This is a genomic window from Enterobacter sp. 50793107, from assembly GCF_001463365.1.
Taxonomy (GTDB): Bacteria; Pseudomonadota; Gammaproteobacteria; order Enterobacterales; family Enterobacteriaceae; genus Enterobacter; species Enterobacter cloacae.
In genome coordinates, this window is record NZ_LNII01000050.1 from 74,086 (window position 1) to 96,405 (window position 22,320).

Sequence of the window (22,320 nt, forward strand, 5' to 3'; positions counted from 1 at the left end):
AAACTCTGTCAGAAAATCGTTTCATTTCGTGAAGGCGCCTTCCAGAATCAGACGTCTTTTACGCGCCAGGTCAGCATCAGCGTGACAATCGACGTTAGTGCAATCATCCAGTACACCGACCCATGTCCATAGCTTTGCGACAACGCCCCCTGAATCACCCCCGCCAGAATTACCCCCGTAGAGATACTGTTGGTAAAGAGTGTGGTCGCCGACCCCGCCCGCCCGGGCATTAAATCCTGGAACCAGAGCATCCCTATCCCGGCCACGATCCCAATAAACACAGCATTAAACAGCTGCAGCGCCAGCAACGCCTCACGTGTATGGAAGAAAATCAGCCCCAGATAAAAAAGCACCCCGGCCGCTACGGCTATCAGCATCATCCGGCGTTTCCCGATATGTTTGACGTAGTATCCCGCCAGAATCATCGCCGGAATTTCCAGCCCGGCGGCCGTCCCCATTAAGATCCCCGCGAGCTTATCCGGCAGCCCCAGATCGCTGCTGATCCACAGCGGCATATCGATGATATACATGGTGTTGCAGGTCCACATCAGCGTGGAGGCGATAAACAGCATACGGACGTTTTTATCCTGCCATCCGCTCACCTGAGTAATCGGTTTATCCGCTGTCTGTTCGACACGCGCCACTGACGGCAGCACGAAGGCAATCAGTGCCAGGCTAATGGCAAAAATCCCCGCAGCGATGGAAAACATGGCGGTAAATCCGTAATTCAACGCCAGCATAAAGGCCAGCGGCGGACCAATGACCCATGCAAGAGAGAGCTGCGCACGCATCACCGAGCTAAACATCACCACTTCCCGCGCCGAGTTGTCGGCATATTCCCGGGCCAGCGCGAACAGCTGCGGCATGGCGGTGTTCGCCAGTGAAGCCAGCAGCACGCCGCAGGTGATCAGCGTCAGGTAGTGACGATTAAAGGCAAACAGCAGCGCGTTACCCACAGCCATGGCGCAACAAAATAGGATCAACTTGCGGCGATCGCCCTGGCTGTCGGATCGTTTCGCCAGCCCCAGGCTCACCAGGATCCCGGCGATGGCGTTCACGGTATAAAACAGGCCGACCCAAAACGGCTGCGCCCCCACCTCCCGGCTGAGAAAAAGACTCAGCGTCGGTGCCTGCAGCGCCCCCGCCACGCCCATCATAAAGGCCACCAGCATAAAAGCGGCATACACGCCGTTCAGGCGTCGCCCCATCGTCATTAACCAGAGCATCTGCAAGTCCTTGTGAAAGCGAATCGAAATTGGGTGAAAGAATAAACGAAAAAAGCCAGCAAAAAACATTTTGCTGGCGGGTGATAAGCACCAATACTCAGTCACACATGATCGAGGCGAGTTAGCGAGAAGAGGTCGGTTTCGTAACGTCCCACTGCATCAGTTCTTCTAACATTTTCAGCCGTTGCTCAGCACACTGACGGGCCAGCCAGGACGTTCCTTTTGTCGCTGAAAAGTACTGCTGATAAAACTGACGTGCGGTAGACCTCTTCATAATGTACCTCCTCACTTCATCGGGAATCATTATTGGCTTAATATAGGGATTAATAAATTGCTGATTTTTTGTCAGGAGTTCCCCTTTTATGCCTTCTGGTCGTCTGCAACAACAATTCATCCGCCTCTGGCAGTGCTGCGAAGGGCAATCGCAGGAGACCACGCTTAACGAACTGGCTGAACTCCTTAACTGCTCCCGACGTCATATGCGCACGCTGCTTAACACCATGCAGCAACAGGGCTGGTTAAACTGGGAAGCCGAAGCGGGACGCGGCAAACGCTCACGCCTGACCTTTCTCTATACCGGGTTGGCCTTGCAGCAACAGCGAGCGGAAGACCTGCTGGAACAGGACAGAATCGATCAGCTGGTGCAACTGGTAGGCGATAAAGCCGCAGTGCGTCAGATGCTGGTCTCCCATCTTGGGCGGAGTTTTCGTCAGGGCCGCCATATTCTGCGGGTGCTCTACTATCGCCCGATGAAGAATCTGCTCCCCGGCACGGCCTTGCGCCGCTCAGAAACCCATATGGCGCGACAAATATTCAGTGGCCTGACGCGAATAAATGAGGAAAACGGGGAACTGGAAGCTGATATTGCGCACCACTGGCAGCAACTCTCCCCACGTCACTGGCGCTTTTTCTTACGTCCCGGCATCCACTTTCACCACGGCCGCGAGCTGGAAATGCGCGATGTCATCGCCTCACTGGAACGTGCCCGCAAGCTTCCGCTTTATTCGCATATTTCGCGCGTTCACTCCCCCACCGCCTGGACGCTGGATATTGAACTGTCTCAGCCGGATAAATGGCTTCCCTGGCTGCTGGGGTATGTCCCATCAATGATTTTGCCAGGAGAGTGGGAATCGCTGCACAATTTTGCCAGCCAGCCCATTGGCACCGGACCCTATGCCGTGTCGCGTAACACCAATAACCAGCTGAAAATTCGCGCGTTTGATGATTATTTTGGCTACCGGGCGCTGATCGACGAAGTGAACGTCTGGGTATTACCGGATCTCAATGAAGAGCTCAGCGCCGGGCTGACGCTTGAAGGCCCCACAACGGGCGAAAAGGCGGTGGAAAGCCGCCTTGAGGAGGGCTGCTACTACCTGCTGTTTGACAGCCGCACCCACCGCGGGGCCAATCAGGCGGTACGCAAATGGATCAGCCACGTCTTATCTCCTTCCAATCTGATTTACCATGCGGAAGAACAGTATCAGACGTACTGGTTCCCGGCGTACGGGTTGCTTCCTCGCTGGCATCATGCCCGGCCTGCCCACTGTGACAAACCGGCAGGGCTGGAGTCTGTCACCCTGACCTACTACCGCGAGCACGTGGAACACCGTTTTATTGCCAGGATCATGACCAGACTGCTGGCTGCAGAAGGCGTCCGGCTGGACATCAGGGAAGTGGACTATGACGAATGGCACCAGGGGGAACTGACCAGCGATATCTGGCTGAACAGCGCCAACTTCACCCTGCCGCTCGATTTCTCGCTCTTCTCACACCTGTATGAAGTCCCGCTGATCCAGCACTGTATCGATCGGGACTGGCAGCATGATGCGGCGCAGTGGCGCGCGGGTGAGATGAACCTGGCCACCTGGTGTCAGGCGCTGCTGGCTGAACAAGCAATCGTGCCGCTGATCCACCACTGGCTGATGATCCAGGGCCAGCGCAGTATGCGGGGGTTACGGATGAATACGCTGGGCTGGTTTGATTTTAAATCCGCCTGGTTTGCGCCACCAGAGCCATAACACTTTCGTAATATTCGCCAAATCATTACAATAGCGCCGTTCTCAACGGGGTGCTGCATCACTGATGTGCGCTGAGATAATACCCGTCGAACCTGATCCGGATAACGCCGGCGAAGGGATTTGAGGCTGTCGCTCAAAATCCTTTGCCACTCAACCTTGAGGTGCAAAGTGTTAAAAAAAGTGCTTCCCCTGCTGGCGCTGTTTGCGCTACCTGCTTTCGCAAAACCCGTCCTGACGGTCTACACCTACGACTCCTTTTCAGCCGACTGGGGCCCAGGCCCGGTCGTCAAAAAAGCCTTTGAAGCCGACTGCAACTGCGAACTGAAATTCGTGGCGCTGGAAGATGGCGTCTCGCTGCTTAACCGTCTGCGTATGGAAGGTAAAAACAGCAAGGCCGACGTGGTACTCGGCCTGGATAACAACCTGCTGGATGCGGCCTCGCAAACGAAACTGTTCGCCAAAAGCGGCGTAGCGACAGATGCGGTTAACGTGCCGGGCGGCTGGAAAAACGACACCTTTGTGCCGTTCGATTACGGATATTTTGCGTTTGTTTATGACAAAAACAAGCTGAAGAACCCGCCGAAAAGCCTGAAGGAGCTGGTGGAAAGCGACCAGAAATGGCGCGTGATTTATGAAGATCCGCGCACCAGCACACCGGGTCTGGGCCTGCTGCTGTGGATGCAGAAGGTATACGGTGATAAAACGCCGGAGGCGTGGCAGAAGCTGGCCGCCAAAACCGTGACCGTCACCAAAGGCTGGAGCGAAGCCTATGGCCTGTTCCTGAAAGGGGAGAGCGACTTGGTGCTGAGCTACACCACCTCCCCGGCTTATCACATTATCGCCGAGAAGAAAGACAACTACGCCGCCGCTGATTTCGCTGAAGGTCATTACCTGCAGGTGGAAGTGGCTGCTCGCACTGCCGCCAGCAAGCAGCCGGAACTGGCCGAGAAGTTCCTGAAATTCATGGTCTCCCCGGCGTTCCAGAATGCGATCCCAACGGGTAACTGGATGTATCCGGTGACCAACGTGACGCTACCTGCGGGCTTTGAGCAACTGACCAAACCGCAAACCTCGCTGGAGTTTACGCCGCAGCAGGTCGCCGCGCAGCGAGCAGCATGGGTAAGTGAATGGCAACGCGCCGTCAGCCGCTAATTCCCGGCTGGTTATTTCCCGGACTGCTCGCCGCCGTAGTGATGGTGGCGGTCAGTCTGGGTGCTTTTCTGGCATTGTGGTTTAACGCGCCGGAGAGTGATCTGCTCTCTCTCTGGCACGACAGCTATCTCTGGCACGTCATCCGGTTCTCTTTCTGGCAGGCGTTTCTCTCTGCCCTGCTGTCGGTGATCCCGGCCATTTTTCTCGCGCGGGCGCTCTACCGCAGACGCTTCCCCGGCAGGGAGGCGCTGTTGAGACTGTGCGCCATGACGCTGATCCTGCCCGTCCTGGTGGCGGTGTTTGGGATCCTGAGTGTGTATGGTCGTCAGGGCTGGCTGGCCGCCCTCTTTAACCTGCTTGGTCTGGAGTGGACTTTCTCCCCTTACGGACTCAAAGGTATTCTGCTGGCGCACATCTTTTTCAACATGCCCATGGCGACCCGGCTTTTTTTACAGGCGCTGGAGGCTATCCCCGGCGAGCAGCGTCAGCTTGCGGCACAGCTGGATATGCGCGGCTGGTCATTCTTCCGCTTTGTCGAATGGCCGTGGCTGCGCCGTCAAATCCCTCCGGTTGCGGCGCTGATCTTCATGCTCTGTTTTGCCAGTTTCGCCACCGTGCTTTCTCTTGGTGGTGGACCACAGGCGACCACCATCGAACTGGCGATTTACCAGGCGCTGAGTTACGACTACGACCCCGGCCGCGCTGCGCTTCTGGCTCTGGTACAGATGCTGTGCTGTCTTGTGCTGGTCCTGCTGAGTCAGCGTCTGAGCAAAGCCATTCCACCGGGCAGTCATCAGATTACAGGCTGGCGCGATCCACAGGACAGCCTGCACAGCCGAATCGCGGATGTGATGTTGATCGTACTGGCCCTGCTGTTGCTTCTGCCACCGCTGATGGCCGTCATCGTCGATGGCGTTAACCTTAACCTCGTCTCCGTGTTGCAACAGCCCGTCCTCTGGCAGGCGACCTGGACATCCTTGCGCATCGCACTGGCTGCCGGGCTATTGTGCGTCATGCTGACCATGATGCTGCTGTGGAGCAGTCGCGAACTTTATGCGCGCCAGGCGCGCAAAGCCGGACAAGCGCTGGAGCTGACGGGGATGTTAATCCTCGCAATGCCGGGCATCGTCCTGGCAACCGGCTTCTTTTTATTGTTCAACAGTACGGTTGGTCTGCCGGAAAGCGCCGACGGAATCGTGATTTTTACCAACGCCCTGATGGCCATTCCCTATGCGCTGAAGGTGCTGGAAAACCCCATGCGCGACGTCAACAGCCGTTACGCTTTGCTGTGTCAGTCGCTTGGTATACAGGGCTGGCGCCGGTTAAAGGTGGTTGAACTGCGAGCGCTGAAACGCCCGCTTGCTCAGGCGCTGGCCTTCGCTTGTGTGCTCTCCATTGGAGATTTTGGTGTGGTGGCGCTCTTCGGCAATGAAGATTTCCGCACGCTGCCATACTGGTTGTATCAGCAGATCGGCTCCTATCGCAGCCAGGAGGGGGCCGTCACGGCGCTGTTGCTGCTGTTGCTGTGCTTTGCCTTATTTACCGTTATCGAAAAACTTCCGGGGCGCAATGTTAAAACTGACTGATGTCACCTGGCTCTACCAACACCTGCCTATGCGGTTCAGCCTGTCGGTACGCCCGGGTGAGATGATTGCCGTGCTTGGCCCAAGCGGGGCAGGGAAAAGTACCTTACTCAATCTGATTGCCGGTTTTCTGCAACCGGCAAGCGGGTCGATAATGATTGAAAACAACGACCATACCTACACCCCGCCCGCCAGGCGTCCGGTCTCGATGCTGTTCCAGGAAAATAACCTGTTCACCCATCTGACGGTGCGGCAAAACATCGCGCTGGGTATGGATCCGGGGCTGAAACTGAACGACGCACAGCGCCAGAAGCTGGAGCATATTGCCGGGCAGATGGGCATCACCACGTTTATTGACCGGCTCCCCGGAGAGCTCTCTGGCGGACAACGTCAGCGCGTGGCGCTGGCTCGCTGTCTGGTTCGCGAGCAGCCGATACTGCTGCTGGATGAGCCCTTCTCTGCACTCGATCCCGCGCTGCGCCAGGAGATGCTCGCCCTGGTACAGGAGGTCTGCCAGCGTCAGCAGCTGACGATGCTGATGGTGTCACACAGTATTGAAGATGCCGCACGCATCGCCCCGCGATCGGTGGTGATCGCGGAGGGTCGGATCGTGTGGGAGGGTGAAACCGAAGAGTTGATGAGTGGTAAAGCAAGCGCGTCGCACCTGCTGGGGATCCTTAACGGCTGACCACCTTCAACAGGATCTCACCGTACACCGGCATCAGCGGATGGCGAATCAGCGCGATCAGCGCCACGACGGCAACGCCCAGCGTCAGCGGCGCCAGCCACAGCAAGCGCGAGCGAGGCAGATAGCGCGTCAGACGATCGACATTCGCTTTCGCGCTGCGCCATAGCCGCCAGCACAACCATGCAGCGAGCCATAACAGCAGCGCTGTTGCCAGCAATAACCATTTAAAGCCACCGCTCTGCACATCGTCAGGAATATCAATTGCCGCCCCCGCCAGGATCCCCGGCAGGAAGTAGAACGGCGGCCAGAAGACGCAACCGATAATGTTCGGCAAAACGAATTTTGCGACGGGCAGATCCAGCATCCCGGCGACCATCGGCACCAGCGGACGCGTTGGCCCGACAAAGCGTCCGACGAGGATCGTAAACATGCTGTGCTGATGCAACGCATGCTCGGTTTTATCCAGCAACGCCTTGTTCTTCTTCATGAAAGACCAGCGGTGCAGCGGCTTCTTGAAACGCCAGCCCAGCCAGAAGGAGATCCAGTCGCCCAGCAAGCAGCCGATCATACCGGCCAGCCATGCCTGCCAGAAATTGACCTCACCGCTGCCAATCAACGCGCCCAACGCCGCCATCATCACCGTACCAGGCAGGATCAGCCCAACCAGCGCCAGCGATTCCAGAAACGCCACCAGCGCAACGGCGATAAGCGAATACATAACGGACTGGGTAATAAAATGTTCCAGCAATGCCTGCATAACTATTCCGGTCAGAAAACGAATCAGGGATTCTGCTTAGCGCCCTGCACCGCGTCAAGACAACAATTGTCTGAATAGTTTACAGGTTGCTTCCACAGTTCACCTGCTTGTTTATCTTTTTTTACCGTTTATTCACAACCCGCCCGGAATTCACTGGGGCTGGCGCCAGTGCATTTTTTAAATACGCGGGAAAAATAGAGCTGATCTTCAAAGCCCACATTGCGCCCGACGGTGGCAATGGGCATCCGGGTGGTGCTGAGCAGCAGTTTCGCCTGGCTGATGCGCTGATCTTCGCGCCAGCTCAGCACGCTGACACCCAACTGCTGCCGGAACAGATGCGATAGCCGCGACGGCGACAGGCAGACATGCTGGGCCACGCTGGCGATATCAAACTGGCTGTCGGCCAGGTGGTCGCTGATGTACTGGCAGGCATCACGCACACGGTTATCCAGCGGCGGATTAAGCGACGCGTTAATCGCCTCCATCCGGCGCAGTAACACCTGTTCAAGCAAATTAATCGCCAGCAGCTCAGCGTAGCGCCCACCGGCCTGCCCTGCCTCTATGATCTGGGCAAACAGCTCGCGGAACTGGGCCAGATGAGCGTCGTCCGGGCGGTAAAAACCGGTGTGCGCAAAAATGGCTGGCCACGAAAGCCACTCCTGCCAGTAGGCGCGGGGGCGGAAGTAGACCCACTGGTGATACCACTCTTTGGCATCCGGATGACGCCCGTAATGGTGGATCTCACCAGGTGGAAACAGCAGCATATCGCCGGGACGACAGACGAACTGCTGATCGTTGTTTTTGATTATCCCTTCCCCACGTACGGTCAGGTTCAGAATGTACCCTTTCATCCCAAGCGGACGGTCAACGTAAAAATCGAGATATCCCTCAGCCTCGATAGGGGTCAGCCCCGCCACCAGGTGGGCGTTAAACGAATAACCCGGCAGTAAGGGATCGTTTTGCGTTTCGGCCATAGATTCAGTTCTCCCAACGGTACTGAAGGAAACCAATTGTCCATATCGTTAAAAGCCGTATAAAAATGGCCTGCGACGAGATCCAAAAAGCATCACGTCTCTTTTACGTCCGCCATGTTTCAGCCTTTCCCCCTGATTTCTCCGCCAGAGTGGGCAGATAAGCAGTAACAAAAGTGTCTATAAGTGCGGCAGAAATGTCCACATTGAATATTTGCACGGCGTCACACTTTCCATCTCAACAGCAATTTAGTCCATAAGATTAGCGGATCCTGCCTGACGATTTTCGCCCCCAGTCTCTAATGTTCTCTCATACCTGTTTTCTGATGGAGCAACACCATGGCAATTGCGATTGGCCTCGATTTTGGCAGCGACTCGGTTCGCGCCCTGGCAGTGGACTGTACGTCCGGCCAGGAGATAGCAACCAGCGTTGAGTGGTACCCACGCTGGCAAGAGGGGCGCTACTGCGATGCGCCAAACAACCAGTTCCGTCACCATCCACGCGACTACATCGAGTCGATGGAAGCGGCAATCAAAACCGTGCTGGCAGAACTGACTGACGCCCAGCGTGCAGAGGTGGTTGGGATCGGCGTAGACAGCACCGGTTCTACCCCCGCGCCAGTGGATGCGGAAGGCCGGGTGCTGGCGCTACGTCCTGAGTTCGCCGACAACCCGAACGCCATGTTTGTGCTGTGGAAAGACCATACCGCCGTCGAAGAGGCCGAAGCCATCACCCGGTTGTGCCACCAGCCGGGCAAAACCGACTATTCGCGCTACATCGGCGGAATTTATTCCAGTGAATGGTTCTGGGCCAAGATCCTGCATGTCACCCGCGCTGACGCAGCGGTTGCACAAGCAGCCGCATCGTGGATTGAACTGTGTGACTGGGTTCCTGCCCTGCTCTCGGGTACCACCCGCCCGCAGGATATTCGCCGCGGCCGCTGCAGCGCCGGGCATAAATCCCTATGGCATGAAAGCTGGGGCGGTCTGCCACCGGCAGCCTTTTTCGATGAACTCGATCCGATTATCAACAAAAGCCTGAAGTACCCGCTTTTTACCGACACCTTTACCGCCGATATTCCGGTGGGCACGCTCTCTGAAGAGTGGGCAACACGTCTGGGCCTGCCGCAAAACGTGGCAATCTCCGGCGGTGCGTTTGACTGCCATATGGGCGCGGTGGGCGCTGGCGCCCAACCCAATACGCTGGTGAAAGTGATCGGCACCTCCACCTGCGACATCCTGACGGCGGATAAGGCCAGCGTCGGTGACCGAGCAGTGAAAGGTATCTGCGGACAGGTCGACGGCAGTGTGGTGCCGGACTTTATCGGTCTGGAAGCCGGGCAGTCTGCGTTTGGCGATATTTACGCCTGGTTTGGTCGGGTACTGGGCTGGCCGCTGGACCAGCTGGCGACCGCGCACCCGGAACTGAAAACCCAGATTGCCGAGAGTAAGAAACAGCTGCTGCCCCAGCTCACCGCCGCGTGGGCGAAAAATCCGTCTCTTGAACACCTGCCGGTGGTGCTCGACTGGTTCAACGGCCGCCGTACGCCATTTGCCAACCAGCGTCTTAAAGGCGTTATCACCGATCTTAATCTGGCGACCGATGCCCCGGCCCTGTTTGGCGGCCTGATTGCAGCCACCGCCTTTGGTGCCCGCGCGATTATGGAGTGCTTCACCGAACAGGGCATCGACGTCAACAACGTCATGGCGCTGGGCGGTATCGCCCGTAAAAACCCGGTGATCATGCAGGCCTGCTGCGACGTGCTGAACCGTCCGCTGCAGATTGTCGCGTCCGATCAATGCTGCGCGCTGGGTGCGGCTATTTTCGCCGCCGTTGCCGCGGGCGTACATGCCGATATCCCGACTGCACAGCAGCATATGGCAAGCGCGGTCGAAAATACCCTTCAGCCGCGTGCTCAACAGGCGCAACGCTTTGAACAGCTTTATCAGCGCTACCAGCAATGGGCAAAAAGCGCCGAACTTCACTATCTCCCTGTCGCCGCCCCGTCAAAACACACCGCGGATACGACGGCAACCCTGACCCATTAAGGACACGACGATGACCATTTTTGATAATTATGAAGTGTGGTTTGTGATTGGCAGCCAGCATTTGTACGGACCGCAAGCGTTGCAACAGGTGACGAAACATGCGGAACACGTCGTGAACGCGCTGAATGCTGAGGCCAAACTGCCATGCAAACTGGTGCTGAAGCCGCTGGGCACGACGCCGGATGAGATCACCCATATCTGCCGTGACGCAAACTACGACGATAAATGTGCGGGTCTGGTGGTGTGGCTGCACACCTTCTCACCCGCCAAAATGTGGATCAACGGTCTGTCTATCCTCAACAAACCGCTGCTGCAATTCCATACCCAGTTCAACGCCTCCCTGCCATGGGACAGCATTGATATGGACTTTATGAACCTGAACCAGACCGCACACGGCGGCCGTGAGTTCGGCTTCATCGGCGCCCGTATGCGTCAGCAGCACGCCGTAGTGACCGGACACTGGCAGGATCAACATGCGCAGAAACGCATCGGCTCCTGGATGCGTCAGGCCGTTTCCAAACAGGATACCCGCCATCTGAAAGTGGTGCGATTTGGCGACAACATGCGTGAAGTGGCAGTCACCGACGGTGATAAAGTTGCCGCGCAGATCAAGTTCGGTTTTTCCGTGAACACCTGGGCCGTGGGTGACCTGGTGCAGGTCGTCAATGAGATCGGCGATGGCGACGTGAGCGCGCTGGTTGACGAATACGAAAGCAGCTACCGCCTCACCGCAGCGGCGCAGGTGAAGGGTGACAAACGCCAGAACGTGCTGGACGCGGCGCGCATTGAACTGGGGATGAAACGCTTCCTGGAACAGGGTGGCTTCCACGCCTTTACCACGACATTTGAAGATCTCCATGGTCTGAAACAACTGCCGGGTCTGGCAGTACAACGTCTGATGCAGCAGGGCTACGGCTTCGCGGGCGAAGGCGACTGGAAAACTGCCGCTCTGCTTCGCATCATGAAAGTGATGTCAACCGGTCTGCAGGGCGGCACCTCCTTTATGGAGGACTACACCTACCACTTCGAAAATGGCAACGACCTGGTACTCGGTTCACACATGCTGGAAGTGTGCCCGTCCATTGCCGTTGAAGAGAAACCGATCCTCGACGTGCAGCACCTCGGCATTGGCGGTAAAGCGGATCCGGCACGTTTGATCTTCAACACCCGTACCGGCCCGGCCATCAACGCCAGCCTGATCGACCTGGGCGATCGTTTCCGCCTGCTGGTGAACTGTGTGGATGCGGTTGAAACGCCACACGCGCTGCCAAAACTGCCGGTCGCCAACGCCCTGTGGAAAGCGCAGCCCGATCTGCCAACCGCCTCCGAAGCCTGGATCGTCGCCGGTGGCGCGCACCATACCGTCTTCAGTCACGCGCTGGATCTCAACGATATGCGTCAGTTCGCTGAACTGCACGACATCGAACTGACCGTGATCGATAACGATACCCGCCTGCCCGCGTTTAAAGACGCGCTGCGCTGGAATGAAGTCTATTACGGTTCGAAACGTTAAGTACGACGTGCCCGGTGGCACTGCGTTTACCGGGCCTACGATTGTGTATGCCGGATAAGCGAAACGCCATCCGGCGGGAGACAACAATGCTAGAAGATCTCAAACGCCAGGTACTCGAAGCCAACCTGGCGCTGCCTAAACATAATCTGGTGACCCTGACCTGGGGCAACGTCAGCGCCGTTGACCGCGAAAAAGGGGTGTTCGTCATCAAGCCTTCCGGCGTGGATTATACGGTGATGACCGCTGACGATATGGTTGTGGTCAGCATTGCAACCGGTGAAGTGGTGGAAGGGAAGAAAAAACCCTCCTCCGATACCCCCACCCATCGCCTGCTGTATCAGGCATTTCCGACCATCGGCGGCATTGTGCATACCCACTCGCGTCATGCGACTATCTGGGCGCAGGCAGGCCAGTCCATCCCGGCTACCGGTACCACGCACGCAGACTACTTTTACGGCACCATTCCGTGCACCCGCCTGATGACCGATGCGGAAATCAACGGCGAGTACGAGTGGGAAACCGGCAATGTGATTGTCGAAACCTTTGAAAAACAAGGAATCGACGCAGCACAGATGCCCGGGGTGCTGGTGCATTCCCACGGCCCGTTTGCGTGGGGCAAAAATGCGGAAGATGCAGTGCATAACGCGATTGTGCTGGAAGAGGTAGCCTATATGGGCATCTTCTGTCGTCAACTGGCACCACAGTTGCCGGATATGCAACAGACGCTGCTGGACAAACACTACCTGCGCAAGCACGGTGCAAAAGCCTATTACGGGCAATAAACTGTATATAAACCCAGCATAAAACCGCTAACCAGGCTATAATCAGGCCTGGTTTTGTTTTATGGGATAACGGCGTGACGCAGGCGCAAGAAGGTTTTTTACTGACCCGACACTGGCGGGATACGCCTCAGGGAACAGAGGTGGAGTTCTGGCTGGCGACGGACAACGGCCCGCTGCGCGTTACCCTGCCGCCACAGGAGTCCGTGGCATTTATTCCTGAAGCCCACGTCGACAAAGCAAAGCAGCTACTGCGCGGTGAAAACAACTGGCGCATCACGCCACTTGAGCTGAAGGATTTCCATCGCCAGCCGGTTTTTGGCCTCTATTGTCGCGCCCATCGCCAACTGATGCGCTATGAAAAACTGCTGCGCGAGGCGGGCGTCACCCTGTACGAAGCCGATATTCGTCCCCCGGAACGTTTTCTGATGGAGCGGTTTATTACCGCCCCTGTCTGGGTTGATGGCACGGCGCACAACGGCGGGCTGATTAACGCCCGTCTGAAACCCAACCCGCACTACCGTCCGCCGCTGAAATGGGTCTCACTGGACATCGAAACCACCCGTCACGGTGAACTGTACTGTATTGGTCTTGAAGGCTGCGGCGACCGGGTTGTCTATATGCTCGGACCACCGAATGGCGATGCCTCCGTGCTGGACTTCCGGCTGGAGTACGTCAACAGTCGGCCACAGCTGCTGGAAAAACTGAACCAGTGGTTTGCCGATCGCGATCCCGATGTCCTGATCGGCTGGAACGTGGTGCAATTCGATCTGCGGGTACTGCAAAAACACGCCGAGCGGTACCGTATCCCGCTCATACTTGGGCGGGGTCATAGCGAACTGGAATGGCGCGAGCACGGTTTCAAAAACGGCGTCTTCTTCGCACAGGCCAACGGTCGCCTGATTATCGACGGCATCGAGGCACTGAAATCCGCATTCTGGAATTTCTCTTCCTTCTCGCTGGAGGCAGTGGCGCAGGAGCTGCTGGGGGAAGGAAAATCCATCGATAACCCGTGGGACCGAATGGATGAGATCGACCGCCGCTTCAACGAAGACAAACCGGCACTTGCCACCTATAACCTGAAAGATTGTGAGCTGGTTACGCAGATTTTCCACAAAACCGAGATCATGCCTTTTCTGCTGGAACGCGCCACAGTGAACGGTCTTGCCGCTGATCGGCACGGCGGTTCCGTGGCGGCATTCAGCCATCTGTACTTTCCCCGCATGCACCGGGCAGGCTACGTCGCACCGAACCTGGGGGACGTGCCGCCGCAGGCAAGCCCTGGCGGCTACGTGATGGATTCCCGGCCGGGTCTGTATGACTCCGTGCTGGTACTGGACTACAAAAGCCTCTACCCCTCGATTATCCGCACCTTTCTGATTGATCCGGTGGGGCTGGTAGAGGGGATGGCGCAGCCGGACGATATGCACAGCACCGACGGGTTTCTGGGGGCGCGTTTCTCACGGGAGAAACACTGCCTGCCGGAGATCGTGGGACAGATCTGGCACGGGCGCGACGAGGCCAAGCGCCACGGCAACAAGCCGCTTTCTCAGGCGCTGAAAATTATCATGAATGCCTTTTACGGTGTGCTGGGCACCAGCGCCTGTCGCTTCTTCGACCCGCGTCTCGCCTCGTCTATCACCATGCGCGGGCATGAGATCATGCGCCAGACAAAGGCGCTGATCGAATCCCAGGGCTATGAAGTGATCTATGGCGATACCGACTCCACCTTCGTCTGGTTGAAGGGCGCGCACGCCGAAGAGGAAGCCGCGCGAATTGGCAAACAGCTGGTGGCCTTCGTGAACGACTGGTGGCAAGCGCATTTGCAAAAAGAGCGGTTAACCAGTGCGTTAGAGCTGGAGTATGAAACCCATTTCAGCCGCTTTTTAATGCCCACTATCCGTGGAACCGATCAGGGCAGCAAGAAACGCTACGCCGGACTGATTCAGGAAGGTGAAAAGCAACGCATGGTGTTTAAAGGGCTGGAGACGGTACGCACAGACTGGACTCCGCTGGCGCAGCAGTTCCAGCAAACGCTCTATTTGCGGATCTTTCGTAATGAGCCTTATCAGGACTACGTCCGCGAGACGATAGCCAGCCTGATGGCTGGCGAGCTCGACAACCAGCTGGTGTATCGCAAACGCCTGCGCCGCCCGCTGGCCGAGTATCAGCGTAACGTTCCGCCGCACGTCCGCGCCGCGCGTCTGGCGGATGAAGAGAACGTCCGTCGGGGGCGCGCCCCGCAGTATCAGAACCGGGGCACCATTAAGTATGTCTGGACGACAAACGGGCCAGAGCCCGTGGATTATCAACACTCTGCGCTGGACTACGACCACTACCTGACGCGCCAGCTTCAGCCCGTCGCGGATGGAATTTTGCCGTTCATTGACGACGATTTTGCTACACTAGTGACAGGGCAGCTTGGCCTATTTTGACACGTGACGAAATCGCTGCCATCCAGTACCATAGCGCCCTTTCCACTCCCGGACCCATTTTTCGATGACCGTCTTTTTTGACGGTGGTTGAACTATTGCCTGCAATTAAAGATTAGAGCCGAACACATATGCCTTTTACACTTGGTCAACGCTGGATCAGCGATACAGAAAGCGAACTTGGATTGGGAACCGTGGTTGCAGTCGATGCACGCATGGTCACCCTCCTTTTCCCTGCTACCGGTGAAAACCGCCTGTACGCTCGCAATGACTCCCCTGTTACCCGCGTGATGTTCAATCCAGGTGACACCGTGACCAGCCACGACGGCTGGCAGCTAAAGGTTGAAGACGTAAAAGAAGAGAATGGTCTGCTCGCCTACATTGGGACTCGCCTCGACACTGACGAGAGCAATGTCATCCTGCGTGAAGTGCTGCTCGACAGCAAACTGGTTTTCAGCAAGCCGCAGGATCGCCTGTTTGCCGGGCAAATCGACCGTATGGATCGCTTCTCCCTGCGCTATCGCGCACGTAAATTCCAGAGTGAACAGTACCGCATGCCGTGGAGCGGCCTGCGTGGTCAACGCACCAGCCTGATCCCTCATCAGTTGAATATCGCCCATGATGTTGGTCGTCGTCATGCGCCTCGCGTACTGCTGGCAGACGAAGTGGGCCTCGGTAAAACCATTGAAGCCGGTATGATCCTGCATCAACAACTGCTCTCTGGCGCCGCCGAGCGCGTGCTGATCGTGGTACCGGAAACGCTGCAACACCAGTGGCTGGTTGAGATGCTGCGCCGCTTTAACCTTCGTTTCTCGCTGTTTGACGACGAGCGCTACGCCGAAGCCCAGCATGACGCAGACAACCCGTTTGAAACCGAACAACTGGTCATCTGCTCCCTGGACTTCGTGCGCCGCAGCAAGCAGCGTCTTGAGCATCTGTGCGACGCAGAGTGGGATCTGCTGGTGGTCGACGAAGCGCACCACCTGGTCTGGAGCGAAGAGGCACCGAGCCGTGAATACATGGCGATTGAACAGCTTGCCGAGCGCGTGCCGGGCGTCCTGCTGCTGACCGCAACGCCGGAGCAGCTGGGGCTGGAGAGCCACTTCGCCCGTCTGCGCCTGCTCGATCCAAACCGCTTCCATGACTTTGAGCAGTTTGTCGAAGAACAGAATAATTACCGCCCGGTTGCCGATGCTGTCGCCATGCTGCTGGCGGGCAAACGCCTCTCGAATGACGAACTCAACACCCTGAGCGATCTGATTGGCGAACAGGATATTGAGCCGCTGCTGCAGGCAGCCAACAGTGACAGCGACAACGCGGGTTCCGCGCGTAAAGAGCTGATCGATATGCTGATGGACCGCCACGGCACCAGCCGCGTGCTGTTCCGTAACACCCGTAACGGCGTGAAGGGCTTCCCGAAACGCGAACTGCATACCATCAAGCTGCCGCTGCCGACGCAGTATCAGACGGCGATAAAAGTCTCCGGCATTATGGGGGCGCGCAAAAGCCAGGAAGAACGTGCGCGCAACATGCTCTACCCGGAGCAAATTTATCAGGAATTTGAAGGGGATACCGGAACCTGGTGGAACTTCGACCCGCGTGTTGAATGGCTGATGGGTTACTTAACGGCTCATCGTTCACAGAAAGTGCTGGTGATCTGCGCCAAGGCGGCCACCGCGCTGCAGCTGGAGCAGGTTCTGCGCGAGCGCGAAGGTATTCGAGCCGCCGTGTTCCACGAGGGCATGTCCATTGTCGAGCGTGACCGCGCCGCGGCCTGGTTCAGTGAAGAAGACAGCGGCGCACAGGTTCTGCTGTGCTCTGAAATCGGTTCTGAAGGGCGTAACTTCCAGTTCGCCAGCAACCTGGTGATGTTCGATCTGCCGTTCAACCCCGACCTGCTGGAACAGCGTATCGGCCGTCTGGACCGTATCGGTCAGGCGCATGATATTCAGATCCACGTCCCTTACCTGGAAAAAACCGCTCAGTCGGTGCTGGTACGCTGGTTCCACGAAGGTCTGGACGCGTTCGAACATACCTGTCCGACGGGACGCACCATTTACGATCAGGTGCATACGGATCTGATCGGTTACCTGGCAGCGCCGGAAAATACGGACGGTTTTGATGAGCTGATCAAATCCTGTCGCGAAAAGCATGAGGCCCTGAAAGCGCAGCTGGAGCAGGGACGTGACCGCCTGCTGGAAATCCACTCCAACGGTGGTGAAAAAGCGCAGGCGCTTGCCGAAAGCATTGAAGAGCAGGATGACGACACCAGCCTGATCAGCTTCGCCATGAACCTGTTCGACATCGTCGGGATTAACCAGGACGATCGCGGCGAGAACATGATCGTGCTGACCCCATCCGATCATATGCTGGTTCCGGATTTCCCGGGCCTGCCGGAGGATGGTTGCACCATCACATTTGAGCGTGACGTGGCGCTGTCTCGCGAAGACGCGCAGTTCATCACCTGGGAACACCCGTTGATCCGCAACGGCCTCGACCTGATCCTTTCCGGCGACACGGGTAGCAGCACGATTTCCCTGTTGAAAAACAAAGCATTACCCGTTGGTACGCTGCTGGTTGAGCTGATCTATGTTGTGGAAGCGCAAGCGCCGAAACAGCTGCAGCTCACCCGCTTCCTGCCGCCAACGCCAGTGCGTCTGCTGCTGGATAAAAACGGCACCAACCTGGCTGCACAGGTTGAATTCGAGAGTTTCAACCGCCAGCTGAGCGCAGTAAACCGCCACACGGGCAGCAAACTGGTCAACGCCGTACAACAGGACGTGCACGCCATTCTGCAGTTGGGTGAAACGCAGATCGAAAAAGCGGCCAGGACGCTGATTGATGCCGCACGCGAGGAAGCCGATGAGAAACTGTCTGCAGAGCTGTCTCGTCTGGAAGCGTTAAAAGCGGTGAACCCAAACATCCGTGATGACGAACTGACCGCGATTGAGAGCAACCGTCAGCAGGTGCTGGAAAGCCTGAATCAGGCAAGCTGGCGTCTGGATGCCCTGCGTCTTATTGTTGTGACGCATCAGTAAACGGAGCACAAGATGGTGATGGAGCCTTACAATCCGCCGCAAGACCCGTGGCTGGTTATCCTTTATCAGGATGAGCACATTATGGTGGTCAACAAGCCAAGCGGCCTGTTGTCCGTGCCGGGGCGTCTGGATGAGCACAAAGACAGCGTGATGACACGTATTCAGCGTGATTATCCCCAGGCGGAGTCCGTTCATCGCCTGGACATGGCAACCAGCGGCGTGATTGTGGTGGCGCTGAACAAAGCGGCTGAACGTGAACTCAAACGCCAGTTCCGCGAGCGTGAACCGAAAAAGCAGTATGTCGCACGCGTCTGGGGCCATCCCGCGCAGGCGGAAGGGCTGGTGGATCTGCCGCTGATTTGCGACTGGCCAAATCGACCAAAGCAGAAGGTATGCTATGAGACGGGCAAGGCCGCGCAAACCGAGTATGAAGTGCTGGAGTACGCGTCGGATAACACCGCGCGCGTGCTGCTTAAGCCCATTACCGGGCGTTCACATCAGCTGCGTGTGCATATGCTCGCGCTGGGGCACCCGATTCTGGGAGACCGTTTTTACGCCCCCCCGGAGGCGCTGGCTTCAGCGCCGCGTCTGCAGCTTCATGCCCAGACGCTCACCATCACCCACCCGGCGTTTGGCAACGCAATGACGTTTAAAGCCCCGGTGGACTTCTAAAAAAATGGCCCGACTGTGTCGGGCCATTTTTTATTTGAAATTTTTCTGCTCTTTTATCAGTTCGTACGCTTTCTGGATTTCCTGCGCTTTTTGCTTCGCCATCTCCATCATCTCTGGTGGTAAGCCCTTCGCGACCAGTTTATCCGGGTGATGTTCACTCATCAGCTTACGATAGGCGCGCTTGATGGTTGTCGCATCATCCGAAGGTTTCACGCCAAGCACGTTACAGGCGTCTTCCAGCGTCGGGCCTCGCTGCGCCTGCTGCCAGCCGCCGCCAGAGGATTGATGCTGTTGATAGCCGCCACTAAAGTGTGCGCCGCCCTGCATCATGCGCAGGAACTGGTCGAACTGCATGCGGGAGATCCCCAGCTCTTCGGCAATCACGTATAACACATCGCGTTCATTCGGATGAAGAGACCCGTCGGCAAACGCCGCCTGAATCTGGATCTCCAGAAACATCCGAATTAAATCAAAACGGCCGAAACAGATACTGCGGAACTGACGCATTTTTTCGCGCAGCGGATAGTTATCCGATTTACCGATGCGAAATGCATTTTGCGCCGCCACACGAGATTCCCCGTGCAGATTCATGCGGTCCATAAATACGCTGGCAATCTGGATATCGGCTTCCGTCACCCGCCCTTTTGATTTGGTTAAGTGCCCCATCACCTCAAAGGTGGTGGAGAAAAAGAGGGACTGACGCTCGCGCTGGTTGGCGAACCACGCCATTTTGCGGCTGCGTGCCTTATCGAACATATGGCCAATAATCAGGCCAAGTACGATGCCCCAAAACCCGGCACCCATGATGATGGCGAACGCAACGCCGATGATTTTACCCCAATACTGCATATACTCCCCGGATAGTCATGTCCCTTGTCGACGCAACGCCATCATTACAGTGGTCGAGCCACGGTCAATTGAGGGACATCGCCTATAATTTGCATTATCATACTCGTCATTCGATAGCGAGCCTAACACTCTGGCACGCAAACGGGCAGGATTAACGCTGGTACTGCGCTGATGAGTAAGATAGTCTCTGAGCGTTTGTAAGCCGTAGCCACTGATGACGGAACACTAAAATATAACGTATGAAAAAACGTATCCCCACCCTCCTGGCCACAATGATTGGCACCGCCCTGTACAGTCAACAGGGGCTGGCGGCCGATCTTGCCTCGCAGTGTATGCTTGGCGTCCCAAGTTATAATCGCCCACTGGTGAGTGGCGATACAAATAGCTTGCCGGTAACCATTACTGCCGACAGTTCAAAAGGAACTTATCCTGACAATGCCACGTTTACGGGCAGTGTGGATATTAATCAGGGCAATAGCCGCCTGCAGGCAGATGAAGTGCAGTTGCACCAGAAGCAGCCGGAAGGTGCGGCCGAACCGGTACGAACGGTGGATGCGCTGGGTAATGTGCACTATGACGACAATCAGGTCATCCTGAAAGGTCCGAAAGCATGGTCAAACCTGAACACTAAAGATACTAACGTCTGGGAAGGTGATTACCAGATGGTAGGTCGTCAGGGGCGTGGTAAAGCAGATCTGATGAAACAGCGCGGTGAAAACCGCTATACGATTCTGGAAAACGGTTCCTTCACCTCCTGTCTGCCGGGTTCGAATACCTGGAGCGTGGTTGGAAGTGAGGTAATTCACGACCGTGAAGAACAGGTCGCAGAAATCTGGAACGCCCGGTTTAAACTCGGCCCGGTGCCGGTTTTCTATAGCCCGTACCTGCAACTTCCCGTGGGCGACAAACGTCGTTCAGGCTTCCTGATCCCAAATGCCAAATACAGCACCTCGAACTATTTTGAGTTCTATCTGCCGTATTACTGGAACATCGCGCCCAACATGGACGCCACGATCACGCCGCACTATATCCATAAGCGCGGCAACGTCATGTGGGAAAACGAGTTCCGCTATCTGACCCAGGCGGGTACCGGTTTGATGGAACTGGATTATCTGCCATCAGATAAGGTCTTCCAGGATGAGCACCCAACAGAAGGTGATAAACACCGTTGGATGTACTTCTGGCGTCACGCTGGCGTCATGGACCAGGTCTGGCGTTTTAACGTCGACTACACCAAAGTCAGCGATCCTTACTATTTCAACGACTTCGATTCCAAGTACGGTTCCAGTACCGATGGTTACGCCACGCAGAAATTTAGCGTTGGCTATGCTATTCAGAACTTCAACGCTACGGTGTCGACGAAGCAGTTCCAGGTGTTTGATAGCCAGACGCGAAGCACTTACGGTGCAGAGCCGCAGCTGGATGTGAACTGGTATCAGAACGATGTTGGTCCATTCGATACCCGCGTCTACGCTCAGGCAGTGCATTTCGTCAATACCAACTCGGACATGCCGGAAGCCACGCGTGTTCATTTAGAACCAACGATCAATTTACCGCTGTCGAACAACTGGTCGAGTCTGAATACCGAAGCCAAGCTGATGGCGACCCATTATCAGCAGAAAAATGTGGACTGGTATAACAACCGCTATGGCACCGACCTTGACGAATCCGTGAACCGCGTTCTTCCGCAATTTAAAATGGACGGTAAGCTGATCTTCGAGCGCGATATGGGTCTGCTGGCGGATGGATATACCCAGACGCTTGAGCCACGTATGCAGTATTTGTACGTGCCTTATCGCGATCAGAGCAAAATCCAAAACTATGATTCCGCTTTCCTGCAGTCTGACTACAGCGGCCTGTTCCGTGACCGTACCTATGGCGGTCTCGACCGTATTGCTTCCGCGAACCAGTTAACGACCGGCGTCACAACGCGCGTTTATGATGAATCTGCCGTTGAACGTTTTAACGTTTCTGTTGGTCAAATCTACTATTTCACCGAGTCTCGTACCGGTGATGACAATATCAACTGGGAGAAAGACAACAAAACAGGTTCGCTGGTGTGGGCGGGCGATACCTACTGGCGCATGACCGATCGCTGGGGCTTACGCGGGGGTCTGCAGTACGACACGCGTCTCGACAATATTGCGACCAGCAGTGCAGCCGTCGAGTACCGTCGCGATGAAGATCGTATGGTGCAGTTGACCTATCGTTACGCCAGCCCGGAATATATTCAGGCAACATTGCCGAACTATGCCACCAGTGAACAGTATAAAGACGGGATTTCGCAGGTGGGTGGTGCAGCCAGTTGGCCAATCGCTGACCGCTGGTCAATTGTGGGCGCATACTACTTTGACACTAACGCCAACAAGCCTGCTGACCAGATGGTTGGTCTGCAATATAACTCCTGCTGTTATGCGCTGCGTGTCGGCTACGAACGCAAGCTTAACGGCTGGGATACTCAAAACAATCAGAGCAAATACGATAACGTGATTGGCTTTAATGTCGAATTGCGCGGCCTGAGCTCCAACTACGGCCTGGGCACGCAGCAGATGCTGCGCTCGAACATTCTGCCGTACCGCAGTTCCTTGTAATG

16 protein-coding genes and 1 riboswitch are annotated in these 22,320 nt (G+C 56.4%); of the genes, 11 read left to right on the forward strand and 5 right to left on the reverse strand.

Translation table 11 applies throughout. The features are described 5' to 3' along the window. Positions 1-47: 47 nt before the first annotated feature. Both APU11_RS06615 and sgrT read right to left on the reverse strand, forming a co-directional pair. Positions 48-1,226 carry a sugar efflux transporter gene (locus APU11_RS06615; RefSeq protein ID WP_058651105.1) on the reverse strand — a complete coding sequence of 393 codons (1,179 nt, stop codon included), beginning with the start codon at positions 1,224-1,226 and terminating at the stop codon, positions 48-50. Positions 1,227-1,347: 121 nt separating this feature from the next. Next, positions 1,348-1,500, reverse strand: a complete 153-nt coding sequence (sgrT, locus tag APU11_RS06620; RefSeq protein ID WP_013095557.1) for a glucose uptake inhibitor SgrT — start codon at positions 1,498-1,500, stop codon at positions 1,348-1,350. Between the two features lie 88 nt (positions 1,501-1,588). Here sgrT and sgrR point away from each other — a divergent pair, with 88 nt between their 5' ends. The 4 genes from sgrR (at position 1,589) to thiQ (ending at position 6,667) form a co-directional block, all read left to right on the forward strand. After that, positions 1,589-3,244, forward strand: a complete 1,656-nt coding sequence (gene sgrR / locus APU11_RS06625; protein WP_058651106.1) for an HTH-type transcriptional regulator SgrR — start codon at positions 1,589-1,591, stop codon at positions 3,242-3,244. A gap of 36 nt (positions 3,245-3,280) precedes the next feature. Further along, positions 3,281-3,381: riboswitch (TPP riboswitch) on the forward strand. Between the two features lie 31 nt (positions 3,382-3,412). Further along, entirely contained in the window at positions 3,413-4,396 is a 984-nt protein-coding gene (thiB, locus tag APU11_RS06630; protein ID WP_020688488.1) for a thiamine ABC transporter substrate binding subunit, read from the forward strand. Further along, positions 4,372-5,982, forward strand: a complete 1,611-nt coding sequence (gene thiP / locus APU11_RS06635; protein ID WP_058651107.1) for a thiamine/thiamine pyrophosphate ABC transporter permease ThiP — start codon at positions 4,372-4,374, stop codon at positions 5,980-5,982. Before thiB ends, thiP begins: the two co-directional genes overlap by 25 nt. Continuing rightward, positions 5,966-6,667 (forward strand): thiamine ABC transporter ATP-binding protein ThiQ, encoded by a 702-nt coding sequence (gene thiQ, locus APU11_RS06640; protein WP_040022060.1) that lies wholly within the window; start codon positions 5,966-5,968, stop codon positions 6,665-6,667. Before thiP ends, thiQ begins: the two co-directional genes overlap by 17 nt. Here the strand turns inward: thiQ and APU11_RS06645 are convergent. Together APU11_RS06645 and araC are read right to left on the reverse strand one after the other, a co-directional pair. Beyond that, positions 6,657-7,424: a DedA family protein gene (locus APU11_RS06645; RefSeq protein ID WP_013095552.1), complete on the reverse strand. Its 768-nt coding sequence runs from the start codon at positions 7,422-7,424 to the stop codon at positions 6,657-6,659. The genes thiQ and APU11_RS06645 overlap by 11 nt on opposite strands. Positions 7,425-7,552: 128 nt before the next feature. Then, the gene (araC, locus tag APU11_RS06650; protein ID WP_013095551.1) at positions 7,553-8,398 is read right to left on the reverse strand and encodes an arabinose operon transcriptional regulator AraC; all 846 of its coding nucleotides are present in this window, start codon (positions 8,396-8,398) and stop codon (positions 7,553-7,555) included. A gap of 336 nt (positions 8,399-8,734) precedes the next feature. Between araC and araB the strand changes: the two genes are divergently transcribed. From araB to rluA, 6 genes are all read left to right on the forward strand, one after another. Then, the gene (araB, locus tag APU11_RS06655; RefSeq protein ID WP_058651109.1) at positions 8,735-10,444 is read left to right on the forward strand and encodes a ribulokinase; all 1,710 of its coding nucleotides are present in this window, start codon (positions 8,735-8,737) and stop codon (positions 10,442-10,444) included. A gap of 10 nt (positions 10,445-10,454) precedes the next feature. Next, positions 10,455-11,957 (forward strand): L-arabinose isomerase, encoded by a 1,503-nt coding sequence (gene araA / locus APU11_RS06660; protein ID WP_020688483.1) that lies wholly within the window; start codon positions 10,455-10,457, stop codon positions 11,955-11,957. An 86-nt stretch (positions 11,958-12,043) separates the two neighbouring features. Further along, complete coding sequence (gene araD, locus APU11_RS06665) at positions 12,044-12,739, forward strand: L-ribulose-5-phosphate 4-epimerase (protein ID WP_013095548.1); 696 nt, start codon at positions 12,044-12,046, stop codon at positions 12,737-12,739. Between the two features lie 74 nt (positions 12,740-12,813). Continuing rightward, entirely contained in the window at positions 12,814-15,171 is a 2,358-nt protein-coding gene (polB, locus tag APU11_RS06670; RefSeq protein ID WP_058651110.1) for a DNA polymerase II, read from the forward strand. Positions 15,172-15,299: 128 nt separating this feature from the next. Beyond that, positions 15,300-18,206: an RNA polymerase-associated protein RapA gene (gene rapA / locus APU11_RS06675; RefSeq protein ID WP_058651111.1), complete on the forward strand. Its 2,907-nt coding sequence runs from the start codon at positions 15,300-15,302 to the stop codon at positions 18,204-18,206. Between the two features lie 12 nt (positions 18,207-18,218). Further along, positions 18,219-18,878 carry a bifunctional tRNA pseudouridine(32) synthase/23S rRNA pseudouridine(746) synthase RluA gene (gene rluA / locus APU11_RS06680; protein ID WP_057071065.1) on the forward strand — a complete coding sequence of 220 codons (660 nt, stop codon included), beginning with the start codon at positions 18,219-18,221 and terminating at the stop codon, positions 18,876-18,878. Between the two features lie 30 nt (positions 18,879-18,908). Here the strand turns inward: rluA and djlA are convergent, their stop codons facing one another. Then, positions 18,909-19,727, reverse strand: a complete 819-nt coding sequence (gene djlA, locus APU11_RS06685; RefSeq protein ID WP_058651112.1) for a co-chaperone DjlA — start codon at positions 19,725-19,727, stop codon at positions 18,909-18,911. A gap of 239 nt (positions 19,728-19,966) precedes the next feature. Here djlA and lptD point away from each other — a divergent pair, with 239 nt between their 5' ends. Further along, the gene (lptD, locus tag APU11_RS06690) at positions 19,967-22,318 is read left to right on the forward strand and encodes an LPS assembly protein LptD (protein ID WP_029882686.1); all 2,352 of its coding nucleotides are present in this window, start codon (positions 19,967-19,969) and stop codon (positions 22,316-22,318) included. Positions 22,319-22,320 lie beyond the last annotated feature (2 nt).